Origin of the sequence: Pseudoteredinibacter isoporae, assembly GCF_011602085.1 — a bacterium.
Taxonomy (GTDB): Bacteria; Pseudomonadota; Gammaproteobacteria; order Pseudomonadales; family Cellvibrionaceae; genus Pseudoteredinibacter; species Pseudoteredinibacter isoporae.
On record NZ_JAAONY010000001.1, the window covers coordinates 336,868 to 356,305 of the forward strand.

Consider the following 19,438-nt stretch of genomic DNA (forward strand, 5'->3'; position numbering starts at 1 on the left):
CGCTACCTACATGGCTTAACACCCAGAAGGTGCGTACCCTTTTATTGAGGTAATAATTTGATTTTATTTACTGAGAAATTTGGCTCAATTTTGACCGCAATAATGCGGAGCGGGGCGACACTATCATCTGACGCTAGACTGGTCAATATTAAGACGCTTTGCGGATTTTTTAATGCTTATTGATGATATTATTCTGAACAAATAGTAAGCGAGGAAGATGTCTAAGCATTAGACATTATAAAAATTAATACTAAAGAACCAGGCAACAGAACGGACACTCTTGTTTTAAAAAACACTAAAGAACCATGCGCAAACTATCTCATTTCGTAATTTGTCGATTCCGACAATGTTTTATAAGACCAGCGGCGAGCAATGGAACGCCAATAGCGATGAGGCGCTCCACAAACCGAACTATACCGTCAACGAGCGATGTTTATGGCAATACGCAATCAAACCCCGAGTCGAAGAATCAAATTCGCCTTCGTCGCGGCCCGGTTTTGTTAGCGCCTGCTGTACTTCATTGGCCTGTTTTTTCCCAAGCTCTACACCCCACTGATCAAAAGAACAAATATCGAGTAAAACACCCTGGGCGAAAATCTTGTGCTCATAGAGCGCAATCAATGCGCCCAGTGTGTTTGGATCGAGACGAGGCAACAGAATGGTGTTACTCGGACGATTGCCTTGATGTACCTTGTGGGGGATGATCTGTTCCATTTCCTGGAGATTGCAGCCTGCACTCAGTGCGGTGCGCCTCAGGCTATTGGCATCCACGCCATTCATGAGCGCCTGACTTTGCGCAATAAGGTTGGCGAGTAAAATATCCTGGTGGTGCTCGATCGTAATTTCGCTGCTCACCGAACCTATAAAATCCGCAGGTACTACATTCATACCCTGGTGCAGATATTGATAAAAGGCATGTTGACCATCGATGCCGGTCTGGCCCCAGATCAATGGCACGGTTTGATAATCGATGGGCTCGCCGTGTATGTTTACGGACTTACCATTGCTCTCCATTTCGGCTTGTTGCATATAGGCCGAGAACAGATGCAAACCTTGATCGTAGGGAAGAATCGCCTGGGCACGGAAATTCAAGAAGGTGGTGTTCCACAAACTTAACAGCGCCAACAGAACGGGTGCATTTTCATTGATAGGGGCGGAGAGAAAATGCTTGTCCATGTTTTCAGCGCCGCGCAGAAGTTTTTCGAAATTGTCAAAACCCAGCTCCAGAGCGATCGGTAAACCAATAGCGGACCACAGTGAGAATCGCCCACCGACCCAGTCCCACATTTCAAAAATGTTCTCTTCCAGCACACCAAACTCACGCGCTTTGGCGAAATCCGAAGTTACCGCCACAACGTGTTTTTCAACGGCTTTTTTATCGAACAATGCCGACTCCAACCAGTTCAATGCCGTGCGCGCATTGGTCATGGTTTCGGTGGTGGTAAACGTTTTGGATGAGACCACAAACAGCACGGTTTGCGGATTTAGCGGCCGCAGGGTTTCCGCCAGACTGTTGCCATCGACATTCGAGACGTAGTGAACCCGCAGTTCGCTATCGGCGTAGGGTTTCAGGGCCTGGCTCACCATTTTGGGACCGAGGTTGGAACCGCCCACACCGAGGCTGACCACATCACGAATCTTTTTACGGGTGCTGCCTCGCCATTCACCGTCACGAACCAACTCTACAAAGTTTTGCATCTTGGCCAGCTCGGCCGCAATTTTTGTCTGGACGTTTTCTCCGTTCACCTGAACCGCAGAACCACTGGAATCCCTTAAGGCCGTATGCAGTACCGCTCGGTTTTCGGTGGTGTTGATCATTTCCCCCGAAAACATGGCCCGGGTTTTATCCACCAGACCAACCTCTTCGGCCAGATCAAACAAGGAGCCCATAACCTCTTCATCGATCAGGTTCTTCGAATAATCCAGATACATATCAGGCAACTCCAGACTGAAGCGGGCCGCCCGTTCGGCATCCTGGGAAAACAGCTTTTGCAAAGACCAGTGCTTCGCCGGCTCGGCAAGGTCTTTTAAACGGCGCCAACTGTCCAGTTGTGTACGCATAGATCAGGCACTCCTATGTAATCGATTCACTGTCGTGTGGTTCTGGTGTTGATCCCACGTTTGTTCAAAAAACAAATGACAACGTTGTCAAAAAGATTCGAAGAGATTAAATAGAAATGCGATGACTGTCAACGCCGGGGCGATGCCCTGCGCCAGGGTTGCGGGGTGGGTCTGTACACAGTAGGCTAGCTCCGCCTAACTCGTACAAAGTAACAAGTTCCTATATGAAGACCACTATTAAGGATGTCGCCAAGCTCGCGGGCGTATCGTTTAAGACTGTTTCCCGGGTCATAAACCATGAACCCAATGTCGCCCCCAAGCTGCAGGAACAAGTCTGGGCCGCGGTAAAAGAGCTGAACTATCAACCCAATCGCTCTGCCCGTCTGCTGCGCGGTACCGCCTCATCCCTGGGCTTGATCTACGACAATCCCAATAGTCACTACATTATTGAACTGCAAAACGGCATCTTAAAAGAATGCCATAAGCATGGCTTTGAACTGATTATTCATCCCTGTGAAGCGACCTCGAAAGACATCGTTGATGAAATTCTGAGTATGACCCAACGCAGCCAGGTGGCGGGCTTAGTCCTGACACCGCCACTGTCGGAAATGCCGGAAGTTATCGACCAGTTACAACAGGCAGGGGTGGTGCTTGTTCGCATCATTTCGGCCCAACAGGCAGACACCATTTCCAGCTGTGTGTTTATCGATGACCACCGAGCGGCTTACCAAATAACCCAACATCTGATCGATCTGGGCCACAAAGACATTGCCTTTCTGGGAGGCGATATTGACCATCGCTCCAGCCTGGAACGCAAGGACGGCTACCTCAAAGCCCTGGAAGACAATAAGCTGGACGCCAAAGCCGAGCTGATTCTTGATGGCCACTACTCCTTTGAATCGGGTGTCGCCAATAGCGAAATTCTGCTGCAACAGGACAAGCGTCCCTCAGCCATATTTGCCTGTAACGATGAGATCGCGGCCGGTACTCTGTTTACCGCCCGCCGCCTGGGTTTGGAAGTCCCCTCGGATTTATCCATTGCGGGTTTTGAGGACAGCCCCTTCTCCCGTCAGTCCTGGCCGCAATTAACCACCTCCCAGCAAGCCGGGCAGGAAATCGCCCAAAAAGCCGCAGGCATCCTGATTGACGAGATTCGCCAACGCAAGAAATCCAAGCAGGGTTACGCCTGGCAGGGTTATGGTTTCTGCCCTCAGCTTGTAGAGCGCGACTCTACCGGCCCCAAAAGCACCTAGGTACATCCCAAGCCTCGTTCCGGTCTGATCCAATTTTTTTCGGAAACATGTGACAACGTTGTCTCAATAATACTATACTGCTCCCCAAGCAGATAATAATGACCGTATCACTATGGCTAAGAATGACCCGATCCGCGCGATCCTCTGCCGGCAGATCTTTGATGGCGAGCAGCGACACCACAATGCGGCGCTGCTGATTGCAGGCCACAAGATACTGGCGATCAAGCCACAATCCGAATTAAGCGGTGATGAAATCATCGTTGATCTCGGCGATCGCCTGCTGGCACCAGGCCTGATCGATATACAGGTCAATGGTGGCGGAGATGTGTTGTTTAACAAGCAACCCAATCTTGATGGGCTGAAGCAAATCGCCAATGCCCATCTGAGCCTGGGTACAAGTCGCATCATGCCGACCATCATCAGCGATGAGCAAAGCATTCGACAGCAAGCGGCCGATGCCGTACAGCAAGCCCGGAATGAACAGCTTTCCGGAATTCTCGGGCTCCATCTTGAAGGGCCATTTTTTGCTCGCAGCAAACGCGGTGCCCATAAAGAGGAATTTATTCGTCGCCTCGAATCCGACGATGCCGAAGCTCTGAAAAAGATCGCCCAAAAACTGCTGCTTATGGTGACACTCGCGCCGGAAGCCGTCCCCGCCAACACCCTTCAGGAACTGGCACAGCAAAACATTCATGTCTGGGCCGGGCACAGCAACGCCAGTTATGAACAGGCCGTGGCCGCACTTGAAGAAGGCGTATGCGGATTTACTCATCTGTTTAACGCCATGAGCAGCATCCAGGCGCGTGACCCCGGTTTGCTGGGTGCCGCACTGGAAGACCAACACAGTTACTGTGGACTGATTGCCGATGGGCACCACGTACACCCCAGCAATATACGACTGCTGCTGCGCAGCAAATCGAAAGGCAAAGTGGTGTTGGTCAGTGATGCTATGGCCACCGTCGGTGGCCATAAAAATACGTTTGATTTGTATGAAGAAACCTTGAGCGTTCAAGGAAGCATCTTAATTAACGGCGAAGGCAATCTCGCCGGCAGCGCCATTGCGTTAATCGACGCCATTCATTTTCTCCGCGAACAAGACATCGTCAGTCTGGATGAAGCCCTGCGCATGGCCAGCCTTTACCCGGCCCAGAGCCTCGGGCTGGAACACAAACTGGGGTATTTAAAAGCAGGTTATGAAGCCGATTTTATCTGTCTGGAGAACGATTTGCAGGTATACGCCAGCAGCTGTGCTGGAAACATTATATTCAAACAGGAGACCAAACGGGGCTAAGCCATGAGGATTGTGATCAAAGAAAATCGATATGAAGCTTCGGCCTTTGCGGCGGAAGCCATTGCATTGCAACTTCAGCAAAAACCAACATCTGTTCTCGGCCTGGCCACTGGATCAACACCCACGTTGTGCTATGAACAACTGATTCGCTTGTACAAAGAAGGCTATGTTGATTTTTCCCAGGCATCCAGTTTCAATCTGGATGAATATCACGGCTTATCTCCTGAACACCCACAAAGCTACCGCTACTTTATGCAGCAACAGCTGTTTGATCATATCAATATTGATGTGAAGAACACCCATGTCCCAGACGGCTTAAATGAAAACCCGATACAGGCTTGTTCCGACTATGAGGATGAAATTAATGCTCACGGCGGCATTGATATACAAGTACTCGGCATTGGGCGCAATGGGCATATTGGTTTCAATGAACCCACCTCGGGTTTGCAATCCCGAACGCGGATTAAAACACTGACGCAATCGACCACTAATGCCAATTCAAGATTCTTTGGTAATGGCGAATTCCAACCCGAGCTGGCGCTCACCATGGGCATTGGCACCATCCTCGAAGCCCGGAAAATTTTATTGTTGGCCTTCGGCGAAGAAAAATCACAAGCGGTGCAAACCATGATTGAGGGAGCCCTAAGTGCCTACTGTCCAGCTTCGGCCCTGCAACTGCATCCCGATGCGATTATCGTCCTGGATCGGGATGCGGCCAGCCGTTTGGAGCACATTGAGTTTTTTATTGAGGTTGAAGAAAAGCAGCAGGCCTTAATGAAAACCTTGAATTTATCCTGAGAAGGCCCCGGCCCTGAATCGTAACAATCCGAAAATTACTGGAGAATAATAATGAAAAGGCTTTGGGTGTGTTTTGCATTGTTGATCTGCGCTTGTCAAAGCCAGCAAGAACAGCTGAATACCTTGGGTGAGGTGTTGGATGTTCGCTATCAGGTAGTGAATAATCAGGCCGACGGCGAGTGCAATATTCTCCATGAAAAAGCACCCTGCTTTGAAGCTGAGCTTTTCATTGAATCTCCGATCGACTATCCCGGCACCGAATGGCAGCTGTACTTCAGCCACTACTCGCCCATACATGAAGTTTACAACGAAGACTTTATTATCGAGCGTATTCAAGGAGACCTGCACCGGCTACGCCCCAGCAACAGCTTCAAAGGTTTGAAAGCCGACCATGCTTACAAAATTCCATTCCGGGCATCCTTCTGGCATTTAACCGAGAGCGATATTTTTCCCAATTTCTTTTTGCATGTTGACGGTCTGGAACCGGCGATTGTGCAATCTACCGTCATGGAATTTGATTCAGAAACCGGGCTGGAAGCCCCGGCTTTTGTTTTACCCCCTGAGAACCCTGAAAAACATCATAAGCGAAATAAAAAAGATCTGACGGTCATTGCCGATGCGCCTTATCTCTATAAGGCGTTTGGAGATCGACACACTGAACACCAGACACCGGCAAGCTCTGAGGCCTTGGTGATACCTAAACCCAAAACGATAGAACACCTCGGTAGTCAGCTTATTACCTTGAGTGCGCTGCATATCGCAAAAAATGATTTTCCCGAAAACACTCATACTGCCGCTCTGGAATATTTAGAAAAACTGGGATTACCCGTCACGAAAGATCAACAGCTGGCTTTGAATTTTACACGTGATCATAGCCTCAAGGCTGATGGCTACCAACTTCGAATCGATAAAGGCGGCATCGATATTCGTACGGCAGACGCTGCTGGCAGCAACTATGCGCTTTACACACTTGCTCAGCTTTGGCACAGCGGCAAAGGCCAGCTACCAAGCATCAGTATTAGTGACGAGCCTCGCTATGCTTATCGCGGAATGCACCTAGACCTTTCCCGTAATTTTTTATCGAAAGCCTTTATTCTAGAACTCATGCAACAAATGGCTGCGGTAAAACTCAACAAACTGCATTTGCATTTGGCCGATGACGAAGGCTGGCGACTGGCGATTCATGCATTACCCGAGTTAACGGACATCGGGGCAAAACGCTGTCTCGATCTAAAAGAGGAGCGTTGCCTGATTACTCAACTCGGCGACGGTCCATTTCCCAAAGCAAATCAGTTTCTGACCCAGGACGATTATCTGGACATATTGAAAGCCGCAAAATCCAGAAACATCGAAGTGATTCCCTCTTTTGACGCCCCCGGTCATGCACGAGCGGCCATTAAATCCATGGAAGCGCGTTATAAAATGTTGAGTAAAGCAGGCAAACAAAAAGCCGCGGAAGAATTTTTACTCAGTGACTTTGAAGATCGCAGTGAATACATTTCCCATCAACATTACAATGACAACACCATCAACCCCTGTATGGAATCGACTTACCGCTTCTTTGACGTGGTTATTGATGAGATTCAAGGTTTGCATGAGCAGGCCGGCTGGCCATTGAAAACCTACCACATTGGCGCCGATGAATCGCCTGGTGCCTGGAAAGCCTCTCCGGTATGTGAAAGCTTTCTGACTGATAATCCCTATGGCATCCGTCACAACGCAGAGTTGACCGCGTACTTTATAGAACGTTTGGTGACTCTACTGGAAGACAAAGGCATCAAAGCCGCCGCCTGGAATGACGGTCTTAATCATGTTGAATCCAGCCTGGCCGGAAAAAACATTCAATCCCATGCCTGGACACCCTTGTTTTGGAAAGGCCATGAAGTAGCTCAACGCCACGCCAATTTAAAATGGGATGTTGTGGTGTCCACGCCTGACGCCACTTATTTTGATTTCCCCTATCAAGCTCATTACAAGGAAAGGGGCTTTTATTGGGCATCAAGAAGTATCGATACCAAAAAAGCCTTCGACTTTATGCCGGACAATTTGCCCGCTCACGCAGAAATTTGGAAAAATCGCAATGGCAAAGCGTATAAAGTTGATGACAGTGTCGCTCCACAAGAAAATGCGTTCTTCGGTTTGCAAGGCCAGTTATGGACAGAAGTGGTTCGCAGCGATACACAAGCTGAATACATGATTTACCCGCGTTTGTTTGCGCTGGCCGAACGTGCATGGCACAAGGCAGATTGGGAATTGGCGTATACCGCAAACCGAGTCTACTCCGAAGACAGTCAGTACTTTTCGAGCAATCGATCAACGCGGGAATCCGATTGGCATCGATTCAGCTTTGCGCTCAGTGAGGCGATGAAACGCTTGGACGAATGGCACATTGAATATCGTCTGCCCGTGATTGGCGCCATCGTCAAAAACGATCAGCTGCATTGGCAAAGCCCGGTTCCGAACCTCCCATTGGAATACCAGACCGATGATGGCCACTGGCAAACACTTCCAGGCTCACAAGGAAAGCTCGACCTGGAAACTTCCGTCGATTCACAAGCTATAAAAATTCGGAGTTTGAATCATAAACTCAATAGAGCTGGTCGGGAGCTTAGCGTTCCCCTGGAGTAATACGACATGGGTGAAACACTCAAATTTGTTATCGTCGGTGGCGGCACGGCCGGCTGGATGTGTGCCAGCTTATTGCAACATCACTTTTCAGATACGGCTGAGATTCTGTTGGTCGAATCCGAGAGTCGGGGAATTATCGGTGTCGGCGAGGGTTCAACGCCCTCATTAAAACGCTTTTTTGAAACGCTGAACATCCCGGAGCAGGAGTGGATGCCCAAATGCAATGCCAGTTACAAATGCGGTATTCGCTTCCCCGGTTGGCTGAGTGACCCGAAGGAAAGCTATTTTCACCCATTTTATTCCCAGGCCGATCACAGCTGCGCGCTAAAGTTCTTTCGAAACTGTCAGTTACGGCGGGCCGGCTGGAATATTCCCAGCCATCCGGATCAGTTTTTCATCAGCTCTGAAATCGGGCGTTTGGGACTTTCCCCACTGTCCGAGCATGAAGCCTTTGCTCAATTCGACTATGGCTACCATTTCGATGCCCATTTGCTGGCAGAATTTCTGGCCTCAGTTTGCGTTGAACGTGGCGTTATCCATAAAAAACTGGATATCGGGCAGGTACACTGCACAGCGGCAGGCAAAATCGAATCCTTGATCAGCGAATGCGGCGAGAAAATTTCCGGGGATGTCTTTTTTGATGCCAGTGGCTTTAAACGTTTATTGTGCATCGAAGCCCAAGGTACCGCCTTTCTCGATTACTCGAGATATCTGATCAATAATGCTGCCGTCGCCATGCCCTGCCCACTTCCAGCAGAACAGGACATTCCTTCCGAGACATTGTCTGAAGCCATGCCCTTTGGTTGGCGTTGGCAAATCCCTTTGCAAAGTCGAGTCGGTAACGGTTATGTGTTCAATCGCGATTATCTGAACCACGAAGAGGCCCATCTTGCCCTAAGCAAGATCATTGAGGTCGATCCGAATACGACAAAAGCACTGAAGCTGAATTGGACGCCTGGGCGCCTGGAAAACAACTGGCGAGAAAACTGTGTCGCCATCGGCTTGTCCCAGGGTTTTCTGGAACCCCTGGAGGCCGCCATGCTGCATACGATTCAGGACACCATTGAAAGCTTTATTGAGTGCTTTAAACAAGGTAACTTCAGTGGTGAATATCGGCACCGTCACAACCAGCGAATTAATGATCTGATTGATGGCACTCGCGATTACATTCAGGGGCATTATGTCCTGAACACTCGCAGCGATACTCAATATTGGCGGGATGCTCGCGAAGCCTGCGAGGTGTCTGATGACCTACAGGCTCTGCTTGAACGCTGGAAGAGCAACGAGGTATTTGAAACCGCCATGCAAGAACATCGACGTCGACAGGTCTATCGAAGAACGTCCTGGTATTGTCTGTTCTCCGGCATGGCACACTTTCCAAAAGCTCAACGTACCCCGGAAGGTGATATGGACGAGTACTGTAAGAAATTGCAAACGATGAGAGATTTGGGTCTGGGTACTTTTACACCTCATCGGGCAGCATTGGAACAACAAGGCCCTCGACACATAAAGTAAAACCGACTTCATAACACTGGATCGACCTTAGAGCCCCGGGACGAACATCATGACAAGCATAAATTATGATATAAAAATTTCTATCCTGATTGTCGGGGGCGGCACCGCTGGCTGGATGGCTGCCAATTTGATGAAGTCTCGCTGGCCAAATTCTAATATCCAGCTTATTGAAAGCCCGCAAATCGGCACGGTGGGCGTGGGCGAAGGGTCCACACCCGCGATGAAATCTTTTTTTGCCAAGCTGGGTATTCCAGAATCCGAATGGATGCCTAAATGCAATGCCACTTTTAAAACCGGCATCAGCTTTCCCAATTGGACAGGCGACAAGAATTACCCCTCTTACTTTCATCCTTTCTATTCTCACTTTGATCTGGAAACTGCTAAAGCCTTCTTCAAAAACTGTGACCTGAGACGGCAAGGGTTCGAGGCCGATGCCAATCCGGATAAGTTTTGGTTGTCCGCACGCCTGGCAATGGACAAACGCGCACCGAAGACCCAAAAGCGGCTACCGTTTGAACTCGATTACGCCTACCATTTTGATGCCGGGGCTTTGGGTGACTTTTTAAGAGAGAAAGCCGTGGCTTCGGGTGTAAAACATTTGGAAGGCGAGATCGAGCAGGTCGAGCTTTGCTCTGAATCGGGTGTTATCGATAACCTACGCAGCAAACAGCACGGCCTTATTAACGCGGACTTGTATATTGATTGCAGTGGCTTTCGCTCAATCCTGTTGCAGCAACAACTTAAGGTTCCGTTTCACAGCTATCAGAATCGCTTGTTCAATGATCGTGCAGTCGCCATCCTGACCGAAACACACAACAGCTCCCCCATTTCAGCTCAAACTGTCTCCAGTGGTATGCAACATGGCTGGCGCTGGCAAATTCCTCTGCGTAACCGCCATGGTAATGGTTATGTGTATTCTTCTGCGCATTGCAGCCCGGAGCAGGCCGAACAGGAATTGCGCCGCGAGCTGGGCGTAGACGATAGCACCTCGGCACGGCATCTGAACATGAAGGTAGGTCGTGCCGAGCGCCATTGGGAAAAGAACTGCCTGGCGGTGGGCTTGTCCCAGGGGTTTATTGAACCACTGGAAGCCACCGCACTGATGCTGGTTCAATACACTGTGGAAGAATTTATATCCAATTACCCTGAGGGCACAACAAGCGCTTATAACCGGAAGATCAACCGGGCTTTTGATGCAATATCAGATTATGTTCAGTGTCATTACAAGATCAACAGTCGCAGTGATACCGAGTATTGGATTGACAATCGAGAGAACAACAATGTTTCAGAGCAATTGTCTACGCTGCTGGAGTGTTGGTCTTCTGGCGGCGATCTGGAGAACGTTCTCGAAAACTATCAAACCTCGGTCGCGTACTTGAAACCCAGCTGGTACACCATATTTTCCGGTATGGGTTTATTTCCCACAGCTGACCCGAACCAAACTTCTCGTATTGAGCCCGCCCCCGCCGATATGGCTGCAATCTATTGCCAGGAAATGGCGGCTATGTTCTCTGATCACCGCCGTTTTCTGGACGCTCAATAATCCATATTTCTGACTTACCTTTTTAAAAATAGTTTTTATGAGGGGAGTTTTATTCAATAGGCAAGGTTTTATAGGTATGGTTTTCTACAAACAGCACTTCCAATAGCTCTACTGTATGTCTCTGTGTATACCACCAACAATAACCCTAGATGTATGTCTTACTGGTTTAGGGTCAAAGAAATCCATTTTCGCTTTCGTGTATACTTTATCAATAGGGACTATAGCTAAAAACCTACCCTTTAAATTTGGATCATCATCCGTCTCCCATATTTCGTTAAATTGATATCTACTAAACGTCCGATTTCCAAAAGATGGGTCAGCAAGCAAAATCGTTTCCGAATCTACTCCTTTAAGAACCGAGAAGTGATCATTATTACGATGTTTTGTATAGACAATGACTGGGATTTTTAGGCTCATCAACTGATTATAGGACGACTTAAATCCAACACCTCTAAAACCAAACTTAGGAAGTATTCTAGAAATATCTTCAAACGAGGCCATTAGATCATCTTTTGCAATCAACTCTAAAATTTCTTCTTCGGAAATCGGAAATCCGTAAAAGTGATTAAGAATTGTGGCTACTGACGCCGCACCACATGAGTAATCAAGTTTCTGCTTAACAACATTTTCATCTCTAATATCCTTCCACGTTTTTACAGATAAAACCCCTATATTTTTGTTAAATTCAACGACCGCGCTACCATAGACATAGGAGATAGAGGAAATAACACAAAAAATAAAAGCAATAAAAAATTTAAACATATCAATCAGTATTGAAATTTTCCATTTCATTCTATTCTTCAAAAAAATTTTTAAGCGGCAATGTTGCAGCATCAAGAATTTCTAGAAAAGCCCACCTAACACCTAGAATAAAAAAGGCGAGAGTCCCCCAAAAATAATACCCATGATCCAAGAAAACACCTACACTTAAAGCTAGCACTATGGATATCAATGAGGACAAAATAACACTTGATTCCACTCCAACACCACAGTTTTCGCATCTGTATAGTTCATATTTCTTAAATTTAGAAGAGTCTATACATTTAGATTTACAACTTGGACATATTCTCATAGTTCTTTTTATCATAATTAAATCACTACAATCACACCTCCCTCAGGGAGGTGTGACTTCAAATTTTAACAAAGAGGATTTATACCTTCTTTATCCTGAGCGCAAAAGTGCATTTTCTTTGCAAAGCTGTACGTCCCCCAAGCAAGCGCCCCATTTGAAATAAAATGCTTAACAAATTGATTCGCCGTGAATCGACCTAAGGCACCAAAACCAATAGCAACAACTATCGGGACAGCAGCACCCTCCGTAGATTTCATTTCTTCAGAGGTTAAAGTTTTATAGGAAATCTGTTCGGAACTCTCAGCATGAGAGCTAAAAATATAGTCACGATCCGACATGACAATATCATCTTGAGCCATGACCGCATGGGTAAAACAGACAGAAAGTAAAGCAGCTAAAACTAGCTTTTTCATTATAATCTCCAATTTACAATTATTTAGAAGGCATAGAGCCAATTAAACCTCAAGTTGGATTGTCTCCGACCCGAGGTATTCGCGAACAAACTAACATTCAAGATGTTACCTCTCGCGAATCCGTACCCTAAACCGAGAGATAACCCCGTATCGGTTTGGCGAAACCCAGTTTTTCTAAAATCAACTTCACCTCTAGCTTTGAGCCTCCATTGAACCCCAGTCGTTAGCGTAATACGGTCATTCACAGCAAAGGCCAAGGAAGGATTGATAGATAGAATTCCTCCAGGTTTAACTATTTGTCCATTTAGTTCTCTATCCGCATTCCACTGATAGGCAGCACTCATCGATAACACAACTGGATCGATAGCTCGATACGTAGTAACGCCGGCTGACCAACTATCAAATGAGGATGTGCTTCCTTGAGACTTTTCGTAAACAGACGTTTCTAAAAAACCTAGTAGGGCAGGAGATTCATTGTCGTATGAGAATTGATAACTCGTTCCGAACCAAGTTGAGGCAAAGTCATTAAACGATTGGCTGTTAATTCCATCAGATTGAAAGCTTCGAGTATCCCTGTAAACGTAGCTCGAACGAGCATAGACTTCTAAATCTCTCAAGGCTCCGTACCTGAGTCCAACAGTTCCAATAAGAGTGTCAGTATTTGTTTTAGTTTCTCCAATACTAGAAGGTAGATTAAGAAAGGAGTTATTGTCTACTTGTACAATAACTTGCTCTCCGAGCTGGATATCTTCGGCGCTGCTATTTAAGTACGAAATAGAAGTACTCAATTTAATCTTACCTTTATTAGTAATAAGATCCTCTAGCGCCAGGGGAAGGCCAGCGTTTACTTCAGTGAAAAAACAGACTGCCAGGAAGGTGATTACAACGCGCATGCTTAACGTCCTCATTAAAACCAGGATACTATCACCAGAGAAAACGATTAGCTTTTCAACCATCGTTTAAATTAAATATTAAGGATCGCAGCTATTCGTACTAGAAGATTACCACCCGCGTAATGCCAGACAATGATTCACTGAAGCACAAGCAACATTGCCAAAAAGAGGCGGAGTGTTAATTCTAGAATCGGGTGTAAAGCTGGGCATCACAAGGGAACAGAAACACTTGCTATTAAATATATTATTGACACCTCAACTTTCTGATACTTTTCACGGACATAAAAAAAGCCCTGCAATGCAGGGCTAAATCTCAGTCACTATAGAGGGGCTGGGAGATCAAAATTTATAGTTGGCCCCAAGAATAAAGCGTCGACCGTTGTACAACTGTGTCGCCTTCACATTGTGGCCACCCGCCGATGAGTAAAAATCATCGATGGTTTCGTCAGTGATATTCAAGAACTCAGCACGAAGGGTGAAGTTGTCTGTTACGAAGTAGTTCAACTGAGCGTCCCACTGGCTCTGCTCATCACCAAACAACTTTCCGGATTCTTGAATCGCCTTAAAGAACTCGGAGCGATAGCTGTAATTCAATCGAGCACTGAAGGCTTCCTGTTCATAGTAAACCGTACCACTCAAGACATCTTTTGAGGCATCAGGGAATGGAATATTACGGCTCACTAAAGCGCCATCTTCAACATCCTGCACCACACCGTCACCCACATCTGAGTACGTGTAGCTGGCCGAGAAACCAAAACCGTTATCGAAGGCATACTGTGCAGTAAGTTCCACACCTTCAATTTCAGCCTGGCCGCCATTATCAAACGTGCTCAGTCGATTAATCTCCTGGCCATTGATGACCGCGCGCTTGGTGAGGCTGTACACGAAGTTCTGAATGTCTTTCTTAAAGTAGGTCGCGCTCAGCATGGAGGCGTTACCCAAATACCATTCAATACCCAATTCGTATTGATTGGATTCCTCCGGTTTCAGATTTGGATTGCCCGCCGTACCGGAACTGGTTTCCGGAGTCAGGTTCACTGCATATGACAGAGCAAACGGTGCAGGTCGTGCAATGGACTTGCCCGCTGCAAAACGCATCACCACATTTTCGCTGAGATCGTAAACGATATTCACGCTTGGCAAGACATTGTCATAGCTGCCGCTTTCTGTGATCGGACGATTGTTGTTGAAATCCCAACCGCGGGAATCGGTATCCGTTTTAACATAACGTACACCGACATTACCGCGAAGGTTTTCGCCTTCAAACTTCGCCATGGCATACAGCGCCGTGATGTCTTCGTCGATTCCATAGGACGATTCATTGGTAATGGTTCTTCCGGTTCTGCATAACTCACCACTGGAATCACAGACTGGCAAATTAAAGAACGCTGTACGCATGCCATTCAAATCCGGATTGAATACCGTCAGGCTGCCCATGCTGGTCTCATCGTGGGCAACGGTAATAGTGCCATTGCTCAAATCGCCGGCATAACCCAGGGATTCTGTTCCCACCACCGCATTTTGCATTTCGTCACGGTAACGCGTCTGCTCAAAGCTTCGATCACGAATCTTACCGCCCACTTTGATTTCATTGACCGCACCAAAGGCTACATCAAAGCTGACATCAATCTGGGCATAATCTTCTGAATCTTCGGCAATGTTTTGCTGATCGAAAACACCGGTCAGAGACATTTCGGTTGTCGGCGATGCAAGCCAGGGGCTGCGACTGTAATCCAGGCGTGGCGCCTGACCACCGGGATTGTAAAAATCAAAGTTCGCTCTCGGGTCCTGGGAGCTGGCGAAAAATTCCGTGAAGAAATCGTTATTGGTGCCTTCACCACTGGTTGTACCCAGACGACCTTCAATTGTGAAATTGTCACCACTGAATTCCAAATCCAGATCCACCACTTCCGTATCCATCTTGGAGCCTGGACGATAAATGGTGTCGTAGGCGATATGGTTTGCCCACGCGGCCGGATCGCCACCATCAACATGCAGTTCGGTCACAATGCCGTTTTGAACCACACCCTCTGACGGATTGTTGGCTGCAAAAATGCCTCGAAAGGGAATACCGATAAAGTTGGAGTTTACATTGTCGGCCTTAAGCTCCGAATTCAGGTAGTGCAGCCCCAAACTCAAGTTATCGCTGGGCTTCCACTGCAAATTCAGATCAACACCGGTACGTTCACGCTCCTGGGTAAACAGGGCCGAACCGATACCCCAAGGCAACAAGCCCTGTTCGCTCGCACCTGCCGGTGGATTAAAAGGTGTATCGGGATTGGTCGCCGCATTCCAGTCACGATCAAACTGAGTAAAGTAGGCAGGAACAAACATTTCCGTCGCTTCACGTCGAACCGTGCGCTCCTGGCGGGAAACGACAATTGACGCCCCGAAGGTTTCGTCTTCGTTTTTCCAGGAATACAAACCCGAGAAAGAAGGGTCGGTTTCTTCGGACAGATCACCATACTGAGCTTCCACGGAAATACTGCCCTCGCCTGCTTCCATATCAAGAGGGCGTCGGGTTTTCAGGTTGACCGTGCCACCCAAACCACCTTCATCGATATCCGCCTGGGCAGATTTGTAAACTTCTACGCCTGCCAGCATCTCTGAAGCCAGCAGCTCATAGTTAAAGTTTCGAGTGGCATCGGCCAGAATAAACCACTGGGACGTACCCACCGCCTGACCATTCACCAGAGTCAGATTTCGACCGGCACCCAGGCCACGAATGGTTACGCCCTGGCCCTCACCAAAGGTTCTGGAAATGGTCACTCCGGGAATTCGAGCCAGGGATTCAGCAACGTTTTTATCCGGGAATTTGCCAACATCTTCGGCACTGACCGCATCGACCACGGCCGAAGAAAAGCGCTTGATGTCCATGCTGTCTTGCAGGCTGCGTCGGATACCGGTAACAACCACTTCTTCCAGTTCCGCTGCTTCATTGGTTTGGGCGAATGCCGGAGCCGTCGATAACCCACCCAGTGCAACGGCCGCTGCCAAATAACCGCATCGACTTGAGGCCCTGTTAATTGCCTGAATGGCTCTCCTAAGTTTAGGTGACATACTTAATCCTCATACTAGTTATTGTAATGATTTGCTTTAGCCAAAAGTACCGCCTGTTGACAACGTTGTCCAAATTATCCAGCAAATACAACGTTGTCAAGAAAAAGCAAACTGAATTTCAAAATCCTTCTAAAAACCAAGCGCCTTATGCGGCGCTGTATTCCCGAGATGACTCTTTTCGGTATGCAAGCACCAGGGTAAGTAGCCCAAGCGCTGCCAGACCTACCGCCAAAAGCTCACGACCGAATAACCAGGCACCGGCAGAAAACAAGGTGCTGTACACAAACACGGTTGCGAACAAAGCCGCCCACATACCGTTTTTAATCTCTCCGTCTTTCAAATCAACGGTTTGTCTGAACTCATCAACCTTCTCCGCCTGCTCGCCTTTACTGAGCAGGGTCACGGTCACCCAGCAGACGGTGGTCAGAAAGATGCTGTACACCAGCTTTTGCCATTCAACAATGTGATCAAAGGGACCAAACTCGATGGCCAGGCTGATCAGGAACGACGCGACCATCGCAGTAATTTCACTCCAGGCGTTAATGCGCATCCAGAACCAGCGAAGTAAAAACAACAGCCCCGTACCTGCACCGATGGTCAGCAATAGTCGAAATGCCTGTAGAGCGCTTTCCAATAACAACGCCATACTGCTGGCCACCAGCATCAGCAACACCGTCGATAAGCGACCGATAAATACTTTCTTCTTTTCACTGGCATTCGGGCTGACAAAGCGGCCGTATACATCATTAACAATGTAAGACGCACCCCAGTTCAGACTGGTTGAAATCGTAGAAACATACGCGGAAACCAAAGAAGCCACCACGATACCCAAGACCCCGGCCGGCAAGAAGGTCAACATCGCAGAGTAGGCCAAATCATCTTGAATCAAATGCTTTGGTACATTCGGCAGCGCGCGCTCCAAAGACTGTAGATCGGGAAAAACCACCAGAGAGGCCAAGGCAACAAGAATCCAGGGCCAGGGTCTGAGTGCATAGTGGCAGAAATTAAAAAATGCCGAGGCGCCAATTGCGTGTTTTTCGTTTTTTGCAGCGAGCATGCGCTGAGCCACATAACCACCACCGCCAGGCTCGGATCCGGGATACCAAACACTCCACCACTGCACGAACAAAGGAATAATCAGCAAAGGAATAAACTGTTGCGGATCGTCAAAGTTTGGGAGGAAGGAAAGCTTGTCTTTCACATTAGCGTGTTCAATCAGCGCCGTTAAGCCACCAACTTCCGGGTGGTTTACCGAATAGTAAGCCACGGCAACGGAACCCACCATAGCAATAAAGAAAAGAATAATATCCGTCAGAATAACGCCGAGAAAACCGCCTACCGCACTGAAGATCACCGTGATGATTCCCGCGATTAAGACCAGCTGCTTTGGCTCACTGCCGAACAACACCGCCCCGATTTTAACGGCGGCCAGAGTTACCCCGGCCATGATCATAATATTAAAGAAAACTCCTAGATATACAGCACGAAAGCCCCGCAGAAATCCAGCCATTTTGCCGCTGTAGCGATATTCATAAAACTCCAGATCCGTGGCCACCCCCATTCTTCGCCAGAGCCGCGCATAAACAAAGGTTGTCAGCATTCCCGTGATCAACATGGACCACCAGACCCAGTTTCCACTGACGCCGTTGCTACGAACAATGTTTGTCACCAGATTGGGTGTATCGGTTGCAAAGGTTGTCGCTACCATCGAGCCGCCCAGCAGCCACCAGGGCATATTTCGACTCGCCAAAAAGAAGGAGTTACTGTCGGCAGAAGAGCGCTTGCTGACCCATAAACCAATACACAGAGTGGTTCCCAGCACGGCGATAACTATCGACCAGTCGAGCATACTTAGATGCATAATGTCCTCGTTATTATTTTCTGTTTCTGAATACACAGGGCTCAGAAATGAATTTTTATTACCTGTTATTTTTCAGCAATGCGTAAACCGCACCCATTTCCGGGTTGGCCAAGGGCCGTGATATTCGTTCACGCAATTCGCTGTTGAGTAAAGGCACCAGGAAAGGTGTGATGCCTCCAACAAATGATAATCGCGGTGGCTGGTATTTTAATATTGAGGCGAGCATGGCCTCAATGTAATCGGTCGCCTCACGTAAAATACGGGCAGCCTGTTCATCACCGTCTTTATTGGCTGCAAACACCGTTTTCGCCAATTGCGCATAGTGCGCCGAGCTGGCACCAACCATTCGAATGGCCAACTCTTCGGGCTTACAGGATAAACTCTCACAAAGTTTATCCATCAATAATGTCGCCGGGCCCATCTCATCCTTGGCCAACAAGGCAGCCTTCACCGCTTGCAGGCCCAACCAGGCACCGCTGCCTTTATCGCCAACGGGAAAACCATGTCCGCCAAAACTTTTGCTGTGACCATCGACACACACATATCCACAGGAGCCAGTCCCGACAATAACCACGGCGCCGTCTTTCCCCTCGTGGGCACCAAGACAGGCCGCATGCCAATCCGTAATCAAACGCATGGAATGATAAGGGTGCGACCACTCATTCACTCGTTGAAAAACGTTTTCGAAATTTACCCCGGCCAAGGCCAGGCCAAGTTCAATCTGATGCTGCTGTTGGGATAAACCTGCCTCGGCCAGCGCTTGCGAACAGGATTCGGTGATCGAATGAATAGCCAGTTGATAATCGACACAGGGGTTAGCCGGCCCGGCCACCGCCGAGCCGAGGATTTCCAAGTCATGATTGACAACAACGGCTTTGCATTTGCTGCCTCCCCCGTCCACGCCGAGGTAGAAAGAAGAACTCTGGTTTCGCTGCACAGATTTACCCTGCTCATTCGGATGTATCGTTTTTATTTCAGGCAAGATTAAAACCATGAGACAACGTTGTCAACACGATATTATACAAAACTCGATGTTTAGCGAGAGCGGAG

The 19,438-nt window shown here is 48.1% G+C and carries 13 protein-coding genes; 6 read left to right on the forward strand and 7 right to left on the reverse strand.

Features of this window, described 5'->3' with window-relative positions:
* Positions 1–411 precede the first annotated feature (411 nt).
* Positions 412–2,061, reverse strand: coding sequence for a glucose-6-phosphate isomerase (gene pgi, locus G8768_RS01460; protein ID WP_166852523.1), 1,650 nt, complete (start codon positions 2,059–2,061; stop codon positions 412–414).
* 224 nt (positions 2,062–2,285) lie between these two features.
* On the opposite strand from pgi, the gene G8768_RS01465 reads away from it, so the two are divergent.
* From G8768_RS01465 to G8768_RS01490, 6 genes are all read left to right on the forward strand, one after another.
* Positions 2,286–3,314 (forward strand): LacI family DNA-binding transcriptional regulator, encoded by a 1,029-nt coding sequence (locus G8768_RS01465; RefSeq protein ID WP_166852520.1) that lies wholly within the window; start codon positions 2,286–2,288, stop codon positions 3,312–3,314.
* Positions 3,315–3,426: 112 nt separating this feature from the next.
* Positions 3,427–4,605, forward strand: a complete 1,179-nt coding sequence (gene nagA, locus G8768_RS01470; protein WP_166852518.1) for an N-acetylglucosamine-6-phosphate deacetylase — start codon at positions 3,427–3,429, stop codon at positions 4,603–4,605.
* A 3-nt stretch (positions 4,606–4,608) separates the two neighbouring features.
* Complete coding sequence (nagB, locus tag G8768_RS01475) at positions 4,609–5,403, forward strand: glucosamine-6-phosphate deaminase (protein ID WP_166852515.1); 795 nt, start codon at positions 4,609–4,611, stop codon at positions 5,401–5,403.
* 51 nt (positions 5,404–5,454) lie between these two features.
* Positions 5,455–8,031, forward strand: coding sequence for a family 20 glycosylhydrolase (locus G8768_RS01480; protein WP_166852510.1), 2,577 nt, complete (start codon positions 5,455–5,457; stop codon positions 8,029–8,031).
* Between the two features lie 6 nt (positions 8,032–8,037).
* On the forward strand, positions 8,038–9,546 hold the full coding sequence (locus G8768_RS01485) for a tryptophan halogenase family protein (RefSeq protein ID WP_166852505.1): 1,509 nt from the start codon (positions 8,038–8,040) through the stop codon (positions 9,544–9,546).
* Between the two features lie 49 nt (positions 9,547–9,595).
* A complete protein-coding gene (locus G8768_RS01490) occupies positions 9,596–11,089 on the forward strand; it encodes a tryptophan halogenase family protein (protein ID WP_166852499.1) in 1,494 nt (497 codons plus the stop codon).
* 108 nt (positions 11,090–11,197) lie between these two features.
* Here the strand turns inward: G8768_RS01490 and G8768_RS01495 are convergent, their stop codons facing one another.
* The 6 genes from G8768_RS01495 to G8768_RS01520 all read right to left on the reverse strand — a co-directional run bounded on the left by G8768_RS01495 (position 11,198) and on the right by G8768_RS01520 (position 19,325).
* A complete protein-coding gene (locus G8768_RS01495; RefSeq protein ID WP_166852492.1) occupies positions 11,198–11,881 on the reverse strand; it encodes a C39 family peptidase in 684 nt (227 codons plus the stop codon).
* Between the two features lie 345 nt (positions 11,882–12,226).
* On the reverse strand, positions 12,227–12,574 hold the full coding sequence (locus G8768_RS01500) for a hypothetical protein (protein WP_166852487.1): 348 nt from the start codon (positions 12,572–12,574) through the stop codon (positions 12,227–12,229).
* 23 nt (positions 12,575–12,597) lie between these two features.
* Positions 12,598–13,467 carry a porin family protein gene (locus tag G8768_RS01505; protein ID WP_166852480.1) on the reverse strand — a complete coding sequence of 290 codons (870 nt, stop codon included), beginning with the start codon at positions 13,465–13,467 and terminating at the stop codon, positions 12,598–12,600.
* A 339-nt stretch (positions 13,468–13,806) separates the two neighbouring features.
* A complete protein-coding gene (locus G8768_RS01510; RefSeq protein ID WP_166852474.1) occupies positions 13,807–16,527 on the reverse strand; it encodes a TonB-dependent receptor in 2,721 nt (906 codons plus the stop codon).
* Between the two features lie 145 nt (positions 16,528–16,672).
* Positions 16,673–18,388, reverse strand: coding sequence for a sodium:solute symporter family protein (locus tag G8768_RS01515; protein ID WP_166852469.1), 1,716 nt, complete (start codon positions 18,386–18,388; stop codon positions 16,673–16,675).
* A 58-nt stretch (positions 18,389–18,446) separates the two neighbouring features.
* Positions 18,447–19,325 carry a BadF/BadG/BcrA/BcrD ATPase family protein gene (locus tag G8768_RS01520; RefSeq protein WP_166852465.1) on the reverse strand — a complete coding sequence of 293 codons (879 nt, stop codon included), beginning with the start codon at positions 19,323–19,325 and terminating at the stop codon, positions 18,447–18,449.
* Positions 19,326–19,438: the final 113 nt, after the last annotated feature.

Bases quoted from the DNA above. Each gene is read 5' to 3' on its own strand.
- pgi (WP_166852523.1), bottom strand. From the start codon at position 2,061: ATGCGTACACAACTGGACAGTTGGCGCCGTTTAAAAGACCTTGCCGAG.
- G8768_RS01485 (WP_166852505.1), top strand. From the start codon at position 8,038: ATGGGTGAAACACTCAAATTTGTTATCGTCGGTGGCGGCACGGCCGGC.
- G8768_RS01515 (WP_166852469.1), bottom strand. From the start codon at position 18,388: ATGCATCTAAGTATGCTCGACTGGTCGATAGTTATCGCCGTGCTGGGA.
- G8768_RS01465 (WP_166852520.1), top strand. From the start codon at position 2,286: ATGAAGACCACTATTAAGGATGTCGCCAAGCTCGCGGGCGTATCGTTT.
- G8768_RS01510 (WP_166852474.1), bottom strand. From the start codon at position 16,527: ATGTCACCTAAACTTAGGAGAGCCATTCAGGCAATTAACAGGGCCTCA.
- nagB (WP_166852515.1), top strand. From the start codon at position 4,609: ATGAGGATTGTGATCAAAGAAAATCGATATGAAGCTTCGGCCTTTGCG.
- G8768_RS01500 (WP_166852487.1), bottom strand. From the start codon at position 12,574: ATGAAAAAGCTAGTTTTAGCTGCTTTACTTTCTGTCTGTTTTACCCAT.
- nagA (WP_166852518.1), top strand. From the start codon at position 3,427: ATGGCTAAGAATGACCCGATCCGCGCGATCCTCTGCCGGCAGATCTTT.
- G8768_RS01495 (WP_166852492.1), bottom strand. From the start codon at position 11,881: ATGAAATGGAAAATTTCAATACTGATTGATATGTTTAAATTTTTTATT.
- G8768_RS01490 (WP_166852499.1), top strand. From the start codon at position 9,596: ATGACAAGCATAAATTATGATATAAAAATTTCTATCCTGATTGTCGGG.
- G8768_RS01505 (WP_166852480.1), bottom strand. From the start codon at position 13,467: ATGCGCGTTGTAATCACCTTCCTGGCAGTCTGTTTTTTCACTGAAGTA.
- G8768_RS01480 (WP_166852510.1), top strand. From the start codon at position 5,455: ATGAAAAGGCTTTGGGTGTGTTTTGCATTGTTGATCTGCGCTTGTCAA.